Annotated in this window: 12 protein-coding genes; 5 read left to right on the top strand and 7 right to left on the bottom strand. The window is 28.7% G+C overall.

Features of this window, described 5'->3' with window-relative positions:
* Positions 1 to 141 precede the first annotated feature (141 nt).
* Complete coding sequence (locus ACTTA5_RS04500) at positions 142 to 849, bottom strand: response regulator transcription factor (RefSeq protein ID WP_440613724.1); 708 nt, start codon at positions 847 to 849, stop codon at positions 142 to 144.
* Positions 850 to 905: 56 nt separating this feature from the next.
* On the bottom strand, positions 906 to 3,680 hold the full coding sequence (gene polA / locus ACTTA5_RS04505) for a DNA polymerase I (protein ID WP_440648274.1): 2,775 nt from the start codon (positions 3,678 to 3,680) through the stop codon (positions 906 to 908).
* A gap of 111 nt (positions 3,681 to 3,791) precedes the next feature.
* Between polA and ACTTA5_RS04510 the strand changes: the two genes are divergently transcribed.
* The gene (locus tag ACTTA5_RS04510) at positions 3,792 to 4,343 is read left to right on the top strand and encodes a biotin transporter BioY (RefSeq protein WP_440613722.1); all 552 of its coding nucleotides are present in this window, start codon (positions 3,792 to 3,794) and stop codon (positions 4,341 to 4,343) included.
* Here ACTTA5_RS04510 and ACTTA5_RS04515 read toward each other — a convergent pair.
* Entirely contained in the window at positions 4,336 to 4,899 is a 564-nt protein-coding gene (locus ACTTA5_RS04515; protein WP_440613721.1) for an ActR/PrrA/RegA family redox response regulator transcription factor, read from the bottom strand. The two genes, ACTTA5_RS04510 and ACTTA5_RS04515, sit on opposite strands and share 8 nt — an antisense overlap.
* Positions 4,900 to 5,063: 164 nt before the next feature.
* Between ACTTA5_RS04515 and ACTTA5_RS04520 the strand changes: the two genes are divergently transcribed.
* The 3 genes from ACTTA5_RS04520 to speB are packed head-to-tail and all read left to right on the top strand — an operon-like array spanning position 5,064 to position 8,169.
* Entirely contained in the window at positions 5,064 to 6,248 is a 1,185-nt protein-coding gene (locus ACTTA5_RS04520) for a type III PLP-dependent enzyme (RefSeq protein WP_440648276.1), read from the top strand.
* A complete protein-coding gene (locus ACTTA5_RS04525) occupies positions 6,248 to 7,291 on the top strand; it encodes a 1,9-bis(guanidino)-5-aza-nonane synthase (protein ID WP_440648278.1) in 1,044 nt (347 codons plus the stop codon). The genes ACTTA5_RS04520 and ACTTA5_RS04525 overlap by 1 nt, the downstream gene beginning before the upstream one ends.
* Before the next feature lie 2 nt (positions 7,292 to 7,293).
* Positions 7,294 to 8,169, top strand: a complete 876-nt coding sequence (speB, locus tag ACTTA5_RS04530) for an agmatinase (protein WP_440648280.1) — start codon at positions 7,294 to 7,296, stop codon at positions 8,167 to 8,169.
* On the opposite strand, the gene ACTTA5_RS04535 is transcribed toward speB, so the two are convergent.
* The 4 genes from ACTTA5_RS04535 to ACTTA5_RS04550 are packed head-to-tail and all read right to left on the bottom strand — an operon-like array spanning position 8,166 to position 11,698.
* Positions 8,166 to 8,720, bottom strand: coding sequence for a queuosine precursor transporter (locus ACTTA5_RS04535; RefSeq protein ID WP_440648282.1), 555 nt, complete (start codon positions 8,718 to 8,720; stop codon positions 8,166 to 8,168). The genes speB and ACTTA5_RS04535 overlap by 4 nt on opposite strands.
* Positions 8,720 to 9,031, bottom strand: coding sequence for a 50S ribosomal protein L28 (gene rpmB / locus ACTTA5_RS04540; protein WP_440648284.1), 312 nt, complete (start codon positions 9,029 to 9,031; stop codon positions 8,720 to 8,722). The genes ACTTA5_RS04535 and rpmB overlap by 1 nt, the downstream gene beginning before the upstream one ends.
* Positions 9,032 to 9,083: 52 nt before the next feature.
* The gene (locus ACTTA5_RS04545; RefSeq protein ID WP_440633064.1) at positions 9,084 to 10,136 is read right to left on the bottom strand and encodes a quinone-dependent dihydroorotate dehydrogenase; all 1,053 of its coding nucleotides are present in this window, start codon (positions 10,134 to 10,136) and stop codon (positions 9,084 to 9,086) included.
* On the bottom strand, positions 10,136 to 11,698 hold the full coding sequence (locus ACTTA5_RS04550) for a lysine--tRNA ligase (protein WP_440633065.1): 1,563 nt from the start codon (positions 11,696 to 11,698) through the stop codon (positions 10,136 to 10,138). Before ACTTA5_RS04550 ends, ACTTA5_RS04545 begins: the two co-directional genes overlap by 1 nt.
* 86 nt (positions 11,699 to 11,784) lie before the next feature.
* Between ACTTA5_RS04550 and ACTTA5_RS04555 the strand changes: the two genes are divergently transcribed.
* On the top strand, positions 11,785 to 13,224 hold the full coding sequence (locus tag ACTTA5_RS04555; protein ID WP_440648286.1) for a TrkH family potassium uptake protein: 1,440 nt from the start codon (positions 11,785 to 11,787) through the stop codon (positions 13,222 to 13,224).
* Position 13,225 lies beyond the last annotated feature (1 nt).

A 13,225-nucleotide genomic window follows, 5' to 3' on the forward strand; every position in this document is an offset into this window, starting at 1 on the left:
CTTCGGATTTTTTTTTTAATAAACTTGGTTCAATATTAGTAAGATAAATAAGTGTAAATAAACCAATAATTGTAAATATTACAAAGTTTATAAATAGAAATTTTTTAAGAATAGAAAGAGTCTTTAAGTATTTACTAAACATCAGCTAACATTCCATCTATATCCACTACCATATCTAGTTTCAATAGCTGAAAAATCAGGATCTACTTTTTTGAATTTTTTTCTTATTCTTTTGACGTGACTATCAATAGTTCTATCTTCAATATCTGTATCTTCTCTGTAAGCAATGTCCATTAGTTGAGCTCTTTCTTTAATAATCCCAGGTCTTTTTGCCAATTCTTTAACAATCAAAAATTCAGTAGTTGTTAATTTATCTGGCAATTGTTTGCCATTCCACTCACACTCAAGCTGAGATGGATCAAGTTTTAATCTACCATGTGATATTAAGCTTTTATTTTCCTCTAATGTATTATTTGAGTCTTTTTTTCTTAATTGAACTCTTATTCTTTCAATCAAAACTTTAATTGAAAATCCTCCAGATTTTTTTACAAAATCATCTGCACCTAATTTTAATCCTAGCAACTCATCAATTTCATCATCTTTGGATGTTAAAAATATTACCGGAAGAGAAGTTTTTTTTCTTAATTTTTTAAGCAATTCTTCGCCATCCATTTTAGGCATTTTAATATCAATAACTGCTAAGTCAGGTGGCATTCTAGTAAGACCGATTAATGCACTCTCTCCATCAATATATGTTTGAACTTTGAAACCCTCTTTTTCTAAGGCAATACTAAGACTAGTTAATATGTTTCTGTCATCATCAATTAGAGCTATAGTTTGTGTTTGCATTTTTATTTTTACATATAAAAATATTAAATTGTTCTAAATTAGGCAATTGAATATAATTAGTGAAGCATTCCCCAATTATCACCAACATTTACATCAACTGTTAAAGGGGTAGAAAAGGAATGATAATCACTTTGAGTAACACTGGTCATCTCATTCTGTATTAACTTGACCATTGCCTTTTCCTCTTTTTTTGGGACTTCAAAAATAAGCTCGTCGTGTATTTGAAGAAGTATTTTTGATTTCAAATTTTTTTCTTCATTCAATTTTTTGTATAATCTGATCATTGCTAACCTCATAACTTCAGATGCTGACCCTTGTATTGGAGCATTAATTGCTGCTCTCTCTTGAAAATTTCTTACATTAAAATTTTTATCATTTATTCCATTAAAATGAGATCTTCTTCCGAATATGTTATTTACATAGCCACTTTTTCTACAAAACTTAATTGTGCTATCCATATAAACTTTAATTTCAGGAAATTTAGCAAAATAAGCATTAAGAAATTCTTCTGCTTCATAATTAGAAACATTTATTTGTTTGGCTAAACCATATTGAGAAATTCCATAAATTATTCCAAAGTTTATTGCTTTAGCCTTCCTTCTGTGGTCTTGATTTACCTTTTTGATATCAATATTAAATATTTGGCTAGCTGTTAATGAGTGAATATCCTCGTTATTGTTAAAAGCTTTTTTAAGTTCTCTAACATCTGCAAGATCTGCTAAAATTCTCATCTCAATTTGATTATAATCTGCGGATATTAATAGATGATCTTTTTTAGCCTTAAACGCTTTTCTTATATCTTTTCCATCTTCAGATTTAATTGGAATATTTTGCAAATTTGGATCACTTGAAGCTAATCTGCCTGTTGTTGTTGCTGCCAATAAAAAAGATGTGTGAACCCTCTTTGTATTTGGATTAATATGCTCTGGCAAAGCGTCGGTGTAAGTATTTTTTAATTTTGAAACCTGTCTCCAATCTAATACTAATTTTGGAAATTCATGACCTTTGAAGGCTAAATCTTCTAAAACACTTGCACTTGTTGCAAAACTTCCCTTTTTTGTTTTTTTTGTCCCTACAATCTTAAGATCATTATAAATAATTTCTCCTAATTGTTTTGGTGAAGCAATGTTAAATTCTTTCTTAGAAATCTTGAAAACTTCTTTTTCAATTTTTTTAATTTTTTTATCAAATTTAGAGGAAAGAGAATTTAAAAATTTACTATCTACTTCAACACCTTCGATTTCCATAAATGCAAGTATTTTAATTAGTGGTTTTTCAAAAATCTCATAGATATTAAATAATTTTTCAGATTTTAAACTTTTGATAAATTTTTTATATAACCTGAAAGTAACGTCTGCATCTTCTGCTGCATAATTTTTTGCTGTTTCTAATTCTACCTCACTAAAATTTATTTCTTTTTTGCCAGTACCAACAATTTCTTTAAATGAAATTGTTTTATGTCCAAGATGGATATCCGAAAGGGTGTCCATGTTATGTCTGTTCTTTCCAGCATCTAATACATAAGACATAAGCATAGTATCTTCCATTGACGAAAGTGAAATGCCAAGTTTGTAGAAAACTATAAAATCAAATTTAATATTTTGACCAATTTTTTTAACACTTGGGTCCTCTAATAAATTTTTTAATTTATTGATAACGCTATCTTTATTTAAACAATCCTTAGATTTATGACCAACTGGGATGTAACAAGCTTTTCCAATTTTTGAACAAAGTGAAATTCCAACTAAATCAGCCTGATGGGGGTCCAAAGAACTTGTCTCTGTATCGACAGCAACTTCCCCTGCTTCCTCAGCTTCTTCTATCCACTCATCAATTTCATTAATATCTGTAATTAGATGATAATCTTTATTGCTTATTGGTTTTTGTTTTTCAGTAGATTTGAAATTATTTTCAGATCCAGATAACTTTGGTTCCCCATAAGCTGAAATTGCAGAACTTAACAATCTATTAAATTCCATTTCTCTTAAAAATTTATAAAGTTTATCTTTATCAACCTCTTTGAGTTTAAATTCTGTTAAGTTTTTATTTACTGGAGACTTATTATCTAGAGTTACAAGTTTTTTACTAATTAAAGCTTTATCTTTATTCTCTATTAAAGTTTCTCTTCTTTTGTTCTGTTTAATTTCATGGGCAGAGTCTAATAATTTTTCTAGAGTACCATATTTATTAATTAATTCTGCGGCTGTTTTAACTCCTATTCCTGGAACACCAGGTACGTTGTCACTACTATCGCCTGCTAAAGATTGAACATCTATAACTTTTGAAGCATCAACACCAAACTTTTTAATCACATCGTCCTCTGTGATAAATTTATTTTTCATAGGGTCAAAAATTCGAACACCTTTTTTATAAAGTTGCATTAAATCTTTATCTGATGAAACGATTGTAACTTTAGCCCCTTTTTTGAGTATTTGATCAACATATGTGGCTATGAGATCGTCAGCTTCATAGTTTGGCAAATCTACAGAAGGTAAATTAAACGCTAAAACTGATTTTCTAATATACTCAAACTGAGGTGCCAAATCATCAGGGGCTTCAGATCTATTAGCTTTATAATCACTATAAATTTCATTTCTAAAGGTTTTTCTAGCCGAGTCGAAAATTACTGCAAAATGAGTTGGTTTCTGTAGATTTTGATCAGATTTTGAATCCTCTAATAATTTAAACAACATACTGCAAAATCCACTTACAGCCCCTGTAGGTAGTCCATCACTTTTTCTAGTTAATGGTGGTAAAGCATAATAAGCTCTAAAAATATAACCAGAGCCATCAATTAAATAAAAATGATCTGTTTTTTGTATTTTATTCATGAAGATTAACAAATATTACATTGCTAACAATTTCTGTATATAAAAAAATAAAATTAAACCTTTAGGCTAATATAGCTAGATTATTTTTTATATTTTGAGTATTATTTTATTATGGAACTTACAAAAAACTTAACACAAACAAAAATCATAAAATCTTTGTTAGCTGTGATTCTGGGTTCAATTGCTTTAACTATCTCTGCAAAAATTAAAATTCCATTTTATCCAGTTCCAATGACAATGCAGACATTTGTTGTTTTATTCTTAGGTGTAAGCCTAGGTTATAAAATTGGTTTAGCTTCTGTAGGTTTATATTTATTAGAGGGGATTGCGGGATTACCTGTATTTTCAAACTCCCCAGAAAAAGGAATTGGTATAGTCTATTTTACTGGCCCAACGATGGGCTATTTAATTGGTTTTTTAACTGCTTGTTATTTAGCCTCAAAAATTAATACAAAAGATAGTTTTATAATTATTCTAACTAAATTAGTTATTGCAACATCTACAATCTATATCTTGGGTTTAATATGGCTGGGTACTCTGATTGGTTGGGATAAACCGATATTTTCACTTGGTGCAAAACCATTTTTATTAGCAGAACTATTTAAAATTATTATTTTAGCTTTAGCCGCTAAACAAATAATTAAAATAAGAAATATTATCTAGGGGATCTTTTAGATAGAATTCTTTGAAGAGTTCTTCTGTGCATCTTCAATCTTCGAGCTGTTTCAGAAACATTTCTATTACATAATTCAAATACTCTATGAATATGTTCCCATTTAACTCTATCTGCTGACATTGGATTTTCTGGTGGTGCAGCCTTTTTAGCTGGATCTGCCAACAATGCTTTTTCTACATCTTCTGCATCTGCTGGTTTTGCTAAGTAATCAATTGCACCTTCTTTAATAGCTGCAACTGCAGTGGGAATATTTCCATAACCTGTGAGCATTATAATTCTACTATCATTATTAGAAGATTGAATCTCCTTAACGACCTCAAGGCCATTACCGTCTCCAAGTCTTAAGTCCACAACTGCGAAACCTGGTTTTTTACTTTTAACGGATTCAACTCCCTTTTGTACACTCTCAGCTTGAAAAACTTCAAAACCTTTTTTTTCCATAGCTCTTGCCAATCTTTCTCTAAAAGGATTGTCATCATCTACTATTAAAAGCGACTTATTTTCGAAATCGCTTAGATTTTGTAATTTGGCTTCGTTTTTCATCAGCCTTATATGGGGTCAAAATCTAATATTACAATATATGAAAATTGCGCAAATCAGCCTTGAATTATTTGCTTTACATTGCCTGTGTTTACATTATATGGCTCAAATTATTAAAGTTTTATTAAAAACTTTTTTTTATTAAATTTTTTTTGGAGGCATATGAAATGCAAAAATTTAAGTCAGTTGAAGAACTTATAAATCAACTGAAACCTGAAAAGCCTGTTTATTGTATTAGGAAGAAATCCATAGAGTCTTCGGTTAAATTTTTCTTAGATAAGTTCCCTGGAAAAATTTTATATGCAGTTAAAACAAACCCACATCCCGAAGTTATTCAAACAATTTTAAACACAGGTGTAAACCAATTTGATGTTGCCTCAATTGAAGAAATTAAAGCTATAAGAAAACTTACTCAAAATACAAAATGTTCTTATATGCATACTGTAAAAAGTAGAGAAAGTATCAAAGAGGCCTATTTTAATTATGGTGTAAAAACTTTCTCATTAGACACAAAAGAAGAGTTAATCAAAATTATTGAAAGTACAAATAATGCAAAAGATTTAGAATTATTTGTAAGAGTTGCTGTTTCAAATGAGCATGCTGAAATTGATTTATCTAAAAAATTTGGAGCACTAACATCTGAAGCTGTAGGATTACTAAGATTAGTAAAACAATATGCAAAAAAAATTGGATTAAGTTTCCATGTTGGATCGCAGTGTATGCATCCAATTTCATATGCTAAAGGTATAAATGAGATTGGAAATATAATTAAAAAAACAAAAATAATCCCTGATACAATAAATGTTGGTGGAGGATTTCCAACAATTTATCCAGATTTAATTCCGCAATCATTAGATGAATACTTCAATGAAATTAAAAAAAGTTTGTCTAATTTAAAATTAGAGAAGTTGCCAGAGATAATTTGTGAACCAGGAAGAGCATTGGTTGCAGAAAGTGGTTCAACAATTGTTAAAGTTAATTTAAGAAAAAAACAAAAACTTTATATAAACGATGGAACATATGGAACCCTATTTGATGCAGGAACACCTAACATAGTTTATCCATCTAAAATGATTAAAGAAAATTCAAATAAAATAATTTCAAAAAAATTGACTGCTTTTGATTTCTTTGGTCCTACTTGCGATAGCATGGATTATATGAAAGGACCTTTTTTATTACCAAATAATATTAAAGAAAATGATTACATAGAGCTTGGTCAACTTGGAGCATATGGATTAACTTTTAGAACACAATTCAATGGTTACTATTCAGATGAAATTTATGAAGTTGAAGATAAACCAATAATGTCAATGTATGAAAAAGACGTTAACAGCGCTCATATGGTTGCTTAATGTCAGACCAAAAAAATCCAGGACATAATAGTAAAAGAGATTTTTTAAAAAATCCTGTCGAACATATAGATATTACTTCGTTTGACTCTAGAACAATTATTTCTTCAATGGAGAAAATGTCATTTGTATCTAGAGAGACTGCAAATGCAGCAAACATTTACAACGAAATGCTTAAAGATAAGGAGTGTACAATTTTTCTTACTTTAGCAGGATCAACATCTGCAGCAGGATGTATGAATATTTATAAAGATCTTGTTAAATACAATATGGTTGATGCAATTGTAGCAACAGGGGCATCAATTGTAGATATGGATTTTTTTGAAGCTCTTGGATTTAAACATTATCAGGGATCTCAATTTCAAGATGATACAGAATTAAGAGACAACTATATTGATAGAATTTACGACACGTATATCGATGAAGAAGAGCTTCAAATGTGTGATAAAATTATTTGTGAAATTGCAGATACTTTAGAACCAAGAAGTTATACTTCGAGAGAGTTTATTTTAGAAATGGGAAAATATTTAAAAAAAAATTCAAAAAAGAAAGACTCTTTAATTGAAACAGCTTACGATAATAATGTTCCAATTTTTTGTCCAGCTTTCACAGATTCAAGTGCAGGTTTTGGTCTTGTAATGCATCAAGAAAAAAATCCTAAAAAACATATGACTATAGACTCAGTTAGAGAATTTAGAGAACTAACAGAAATTAAAATCAAATCAAAAGGTTCTGGTTTATTTATGATTGGTGGAGGAGTTCCTAAAAATTTTATTCAAGACACTGTTATTTGTGCTGAGCTTCTTGGTAAAAATGTAGATATGCATAAATATGCTGTACAAATTACAGTTGCTGATAGTAGAGATGGTGCGTGTAGTAGTTCTACTTTAAAAGAAGCAAGTTCTTGGGGTAAAGTGGATATCACTAAAGAACAAATGGTATTTGCTGAAGCAACAAGTGTATTGCCATTAATAGCTAGCGATGCTTACCATAAAGGTGAGTGGAAAAATAGAGAACGAAAAAACTTCTCAAAAATATTTATATAAAATTGAAATACTTATCAAACAAACATGGTTTCTTAGGAATTGATAATACATTCAACTTCAAAGAAAAAGTAGTAGTCGTTCCATTTGGACTTGAAAAAACAGTTAGTTATGGGGGTGGAACAAAAAATGGACCAAAAGAAATTATCAAAGCTTCTCACCAAGTTGAACTTTATGATGAGGAACTAAATTGTGAACCTTACAAAAAAATAGGTATCAAGACATTAAAACCATTTAAAATTGATAAAAATATCAAAGTAGCATTAAATAAAATTTCTAAAATCAATGGTGAAATTTTAGATAAAAAACTATTTCCAATGACTTTTGGTGGTGAACATTCAATTACACCAGGATGCATTGTTCCTTTTACAAAAAAATATAAAAATATTTGTCTTTTACATTTCGATGCGCACGCAGATTTACGTGAAAGTTATAATGGTGAAAAATTTTCACATGCATCAGCAATAAGAAGATGTTTAGATTATAAAAATGTATCTTTAATTTCTTTTGGAATTAGAAATATATCAGAAAGTGAGATTCCATTTTTAAAAAAAAATTCAAATAGAATAGATATCTTCTGGGCAAAAGATAAAAAGAAATGGAATTTAAATAAATTTAAAAAATTAATAAAAAATAAGACTGTTTACTTAACGTTTGATGTCGACGGATTAGATTCAAGTATTATGCCTGCTACCGGAACACCTGAACCAGGTGGATTGTTGTGGGACGAGACATTAGAGATAATTAGAATTGCAGCAAAAAATTCAAATATAGTTGGAGCTGACATTAATGAACTTTCTCCAATTAAAGGATTCAACTCCTATAATTTTCTTGTTGCTAAATTAGCTTATAAAATTTTATCTTATAAATTTTTTTATTAGACTTTAATTGGCTTAAATATTTTTAATAACATTCTAAATGGTATTAACATTATTAGTGCTACTAGCAACTTAACGGCTAAATCACCTAAGGACAAAGTTACCCAAGGAACTCCTGTTCCATAAAATGATATTGAGAAAAATAAAAAAGTATCAATAGTTGAACCAATTAATGATGAAGTCAGAGGTGCAACAAACCACTGTTTTTTTCTTAAACGATCAAATATTTGAATATCTAGCAATTGGGCTGTAAGGAAAGCAACTCCAGATCCAACTGCAATTCTAATGGATATTAAATCATCGAAGTTTGTTGAAAAAAATAAAGTAAAAATAATTCCTATAAAAAAACCAAAATAAACTATTTTTCTCGCAATTATCTTTCCATAAGATCTATTTGCTAAATCAGTTATCAAAAAAGCTATTGGATAACTAAAAGCTCCATAAGTAAGAATTTCATTTAATGCATAATAATTTATTGGAAATTGAACAAGATAGTTTGAGGATAAAACAACCACACCCATCATTAAAGATAGGCTGATAAAAAATTTATTCATTAAGCAGATTTAGCTACTGGCTTTTTTTTATATGGTGATTTAAATAAAATAACTTTTTTAAGTTTTTTTAATCTTGGTGATATATTTTTATTTTTTACAGTTTTTAAGAATTCGTCAAAACTTCCTTTTTTATCAACTGATCTTACTCCTGAATTACTAACTGTTAGTTTTAAACTTCTTCCAGCAAGCTCACTTGTAAATTTTACTTTTTTTAAATTGGGTAAAAATCTTCTTTTAGTCTTATTGTTAGCATGACTAACATTATGACCCTTCATAGGAATTTTACCAGTTAGTTCGCATTTTTTTGACATAATTTCAGTGCCTATATAAGGGGAGATATTAAGGGCGTCAAGTTTATTAAAATCAAGAAAGAGTTTTATTTCCAACGATTTCTGAAATATTTTTCACTCCATCTCTAAGAAGTAATTCTTTTAGCTCTTTTTTAATGTTTGCAGCAATGTTTGGTCCTTGAAATACCATCCCTGTATATAACTGAATATAATCTGCCCCTGACAAAAATTTATCATGTGCAGACTTTCCGGAATCAATACCTCCTACCCCAATTATTTTAATTCTACCATTTAACAATTTAAAGAATTTATTAATAAGTAAATTTGATTTTTGTTCAATTGGCTTTCCTGACAACCCTCCTTTTTGGTGTCGTTGAATATTTTTTAAATCATCTCTAGTACTTTCTGATGTATTTGAAATAATTATTGCAGATATATCATTTTCCAAAAGGATCTCTGATATTAATTCTATTTGCTTTAAATCAATATCTGGAGAAATTTTAACTACAATTGGAATTTTGGTTTTCAATTCATTTTTTTTATCTTTAATTGATTTTAATAATTCTTTTAATTTATTTTCATCATGAAAATTTCTTAGATTTTCAGTATTTGGAGATGAAATATTAATTGTAATATAATCAGCAACTTCATGAAATTTTTCTAATCCAATTAAATAATCATTCAATCGATTATCAGAATCTTTATTTGGTCCAACATTTACCCCAAGTATTCCATTTTTTTTATTTGATTTTATTCTATTTAAAATAGTTTCAGATCCTTGATTGTTAAATCCCAATCTATTAATTAATGCTTGATCTTCAACTAATCTAAATACTCTTGGCTTTTCATTACCATATTGTTTTAAAGGAGTAACAGTTCCAACTTCAACAAAACCAAATCCTAATTTAAACAAAGGATTGTAAACCTCTGCATTTTTATCAAAACCAGCTGCTATTCCTATTGGGTTGCTTAAATCTTTGCCAAATATTTGTGTTTTAAAAATAGGATTATTTTTATTTTCATCAAATACATTTGATACCAAATTAAATTTTAAAGATTGAATTGCTAGAGTATGGGCTTTTTCTGGATCTAATTTGAAAATTAAAGATCTTAAATTTGAATACATTATTTGAGTTTACTCATTATAAGGTCTTTTGTTTCATTAACACCAAAAAAACTTATAAAAAATCCCATTCTTGGTCCATTTTCATCACCAAAAACCACCTCATAAATAAGTTTAAACCAATCTCTTAAATTTTCAGCATAACCATTTTCTTTTCCAGTAGAATAAATCAAAGTTTGAATTTCCTCTGGTGGCATCTGATCATTACATTTTTCTAAAGTTGAAATTAAAGCCACAAGAGCTTTTTTTTCATCTTCAGAAGGTGTTTTGTATTTTTTTTGAGACTTAATTACATCATTAAAATATCTAATTGCGTAACCTACTAATCCATCAAAAATAGGAAAGTTAGTTTCTTGAATATTGGGTTTGTATTTTTTTACAAATTTCCATAATAAATCTTTACTATCTGCATTACTTGTTTCGACTAAATTCAATAACATTGAAAAACTCATAATCATGTCTTCTTTTGGAATACTCCCATTGTGGACATGCCACACTGGATTCATCACTAATTGCTGCTCTGTCTGCTTTTTAGATTTTTCAATGTTATCCAAATATTCATCTACTGCTTTTGGAACTATTTCTTTATAAAGTTTTTTAGCTCTTTTTGGATTTTGATACATATATAAAGATAAACTTTCTGGTGAAGCATACTTCAACCATTGATCAATAGTTATTCCATTACCTTTAGATTTTGAAATTTTCTCACCTTTTTCATCTAGAAAAAGTTCATATGCAAATCCTGATGGATTCTTTTTACCCAATAAATTAATGATTTTTGTAGATAAAATTGCACTTTCAATCAAATCCTTACCATACATTTCAAAATCAACATCTAAAGCAAACCATCTCATTGCCCAATCTACTTTCCACTGTAATTTACAATTACCATCTAAAATACTACTCTCTAATTTTTTACCTTTATTATCGAATATTATTTTAGAATTAGACTGATCAATTTCTAAAACAGGTATCTCCAAAACATGACCTGAGTCAGGACATACTGGTAAAAAGGGACTGTATGTTTTTTGCCTTTCTTTCCCAAGTGTTGGTAAAATAATATTCATTATTCCTTCATAATTTTCTAAAATGATTTTCAAAGTAGGATTAAAAAATCCTGCCTTGTACAAAGATGTGGAACTTTTAAAATTATATTTAAAATTAAAACTGTTTAAAAAATCCTTCAGCATTTCATTATTATGTTCTCCAAAACTATTAAATTTTTGAAAAGGATCAGGTACTTGCGTTAAAGGTTTGTGAAGGTTTTGTTGCAATAATTCTTGGTTAGGAACATTATCTGGAACTTTTCTTAAGCCATCCATGTCATCTGAAAATGTAATAATTTCTGTTGGTAAATCTGTGAGTTGATTAAGTGCATTTACCATCATTGAAGTTCGTGCAACTTCTCCAAAAGTTCCTATGTGAGGTAATCCACTTGGACCATATCCAGTTTGGAGAGTAATCTTACCTTTTTTTTCAATAAAAGCTTTTCTTTCACGAAGCATTTTTTTAGCTTCAACAAAAGGCCAAGCACTTGTCTTTTCTAGGACATCTTTTTTAATCATGATTGCTCTTTTTAACCTTAAACTAGTGATTATATTAATTCTTATAGAGTTGAAATTTATTTACCATAAAATATTGTTCTTTCAAAATGTCTAATTACAAAACTGTTTTTTTTACGCTTGGAATTCTGCAAATAATATTGGGTGTATCAATGTTCATCCCAATTATAGTACAATTCTTTTACTCAGAGATAGACTCTTCTTTCTTTGGCTCATCTATTGTGACCATAATCTTTGGAACTTTATTTTTTTTATCAAATTTAGATCACGATAAAAAACTTAATCTACAACAAGCTTTCTTATTAACTGCACTATCTTGGATTAGTATTGCAGTATTTGGATCCTTACCGTTTGTATTCTCTAGTATTGAACTTTCAATTACAGACTCTTTTTTTGAAAGTATGTCAGGAATTACTACAACTGGATCTACAATAATTTCAGATTTAGAGAACGCACCAAAGAGTCTTCTTTTATGGAGAGCTATTTTACAATGGCTAGGTGGAATTGGAATAATTGTAATGGCGATTACTTTAATGCCTATAATGAATGTTGGAGGTATGCAATTATTTAAAATTTCAAGTAATGACTCTTCAGAAAAAATACTCCCTAAGTCAAAAGAAATAGCACTTAGATTAATTTATATTTACTCAGGATTAACAAGCCTTTGTGCAATCACTTATTGGATATTTGGTATGGGTAAATTTGACAGCTTAACCCACTCAATGACTACAATTGCTACTGGAGGCTTTTCTAACTACAACAAGTCAATTGGATACTTTAATAGTTTACCAATTGAGATTTCATCAATGTTTTTTATTATATTGGGAAGTATTCCTTTTATTGTTTACATTAAATTTATAAGTGGAAACAAAAAAATTTTTTTAAATGATATTCAAATCAAAACCTTTTTAAAAATTATAATATTCACTGTTATAATTTTATCTATTTACTTATTATTTTCTAACCAAGAAAACTTTAGTTTAAGATCAATATTTTTTAATACTATATCAATCCTGAGTGGTACTGGTTATGTAAACGCAGAATTTGATAAATGGGGTAGTTTTCCTATAACCCTGTTTCTTGCACTGATGTTTATAGGTGGATGCGCAGGTTCTACAGCTTGTGGTGTAAAAATATTTAGAATTCAAATTCTTTATCTATTTATTCTAAACCAATTAAAAAAAATAATTTATCCTAAAGGGGTATTTGTAATTAAGTATGATCAAAGTGCAGTTGATGAAAAGTTTATAGCTTCAATTATTTCATTTATTTATTTTTATATCGTAATATTTTTTATTCTTACTGCATTGTTATCATTAACTGGTTTAGATTTTATTACAGCTATCTCGGGTGCCGCTACATCTATTTCAAATGTTGGACCTGGTCTTGGTCCAATAATTGGCCCCAATGGAGATTTTTCTTCATTACCAGATCTTTCTAAATGGATTTTAACAGTTGGTATGATTTTGGGTAGACTTGAGCTATTTGCAATATTAGTATTATTTTTACCATCATTTTGGAAAAATTAAT

Origin of the sequence: Candidatus Pelagibacter sp. HIMB1521, assembly GCF_052047875.1 — a bacterium.
Taxonomy (GTDB): Bacteria; Pseudomonadota; Alphaproteobacteria; order Pelagibacterales; family Pelagibacteraceae; genus Pelagibacter.

Excerpts from the sequence above, each read along its gene's own strand:
- rpmB (WP_440648284.1), bottom strand. The coding sequence starts at position 9,031 with ATGTCAAAAAAATGCGAACTAACTGGTAAAATTCCTATGAAGGGTCAT.
- ACTTA5_RS04500 (WP_440613724.1), bottom strand. The coding sequence starts at position 849 with ATGCAAACACAAACTATAGCTCTAATTGATGATGACAGAAACATATTA.
- ACTTA5_RS04550 (WP_440633065.1), bottom strand. The coding sequence starts at position 11,698 with ATGATTAAAAAAGATGTCCTAGAAAAGACAAGTGCTTGGCCTTTTGTT.
- ACTTA5_RS04555 (WP_440648286.1), top strand. The coding sequence starts at position 11,785 with ATGTCTAATTACAAAACTGTTTTTTTTACGCTTGGAATTCTGCAAATA.
- polA (WP_440648274.1), bottom strand. The coding sequence starts at position 3,680 with ATGAATAAAATACAAAAAACAGATCATTTTTATTTAATTGATGGCTCT.
- ACTTA5_RS04545 (WP_440633064.1), bottom strand. The coding sequence starts at position 10,136 with ATGTATTCAAATTTAAGATCTTTAATTTTCAAATTAGATCCAGAAAAA.
- ACTTA5_RS04535 (WP_440648282.1), bottom strand. The coding sequence starts at position 8,720 with ATGAATAAATTTTTTATCAGCCTATCTTTAATGATGGGTGTGGTTGTT.
- ACTTA5_RS04520 (WP_440648276.1), top strand. The coding sequence starts at position 5,064 with ATGCAAAAATTTAAGTCAGTTGAAGAACTTATAAATCAACTGAAACCT.
- ACTTA5_RS04510 (WP_440613722.1), top strand. The coding sequence starts at position 3,792 with ATGGAACTTACAAAAAACTTAACACAAACAAAAATCATAAAATCTTTG.
- ACTTA5_RS04515 (WP_440613721.1), bottom strand. The coding sequence starts at position 4,899 with ATGAAAAACGAAGCCAAATTACAAAATCTAAGCGATTTCGAAAATAAG.
- ACTTA5_RS04525 (WP_440648278.1), top strand. The coding sequence starts at position 6,248 with ATGTCAGACCAAAAAAATCCAGGACATAATAGTAAAAGAGATTTTTTA.